The organism is Rhizobium ecuadorense (assembly GCF_001187535.1).
Lineage (GTDB): Bacteria > Pseudomonadota > Alphaproteobacteria > Rhizobiales > Rhizobiaceae > Rhizobium > Rhizobium ecuadorense.
Map to the genome: position 1 here is coordinate 1 of NZ_LFIO01001472.1, position 269 is coordinate 269.

Consider the following 269-nt stretch of genomic DNA (forward strand, 5'->3'; position numbering starts at 1 on the left):
CCGTCGGCACGTTGAGCCGCAGCGTGCCGGCCGGCCTGTCGCGGAAATTGTCGAGCGCCCCGAGCGCGGCGGCGACCTCGCCGAGCGCCGGCTCTAGTTGCGCCAACAATCGTTCCCCGGCGGCCGTCGGCGTGACGCTGCGCGTCGTCCGATTGAGCAGGCGCACGCCGAGCCGCTCTTCCAGCCGCCGCAGCGAGTCGCTGAGCGATGAGGCCGAAACCCCACGCTTGCGGGCGGCGGCGCGAAAGCTGCGCTCCCTTGCAATCGCC

Annotated in this window: 1 protein-coding gene; it reads right to left on the minus strand. The window is 72.9% G+C overall.

Annotated features, from left to right (window positions below; translation table 11 throughout):
* Nucleotides 1-269, minus strand: a 269-nt coding sequence (locus tag AF337_RS30655) for a LysR family transcriptional regulator (RefSeq protein WP_152971246.1), incomplete at both ends; no start/stop codon positions are given.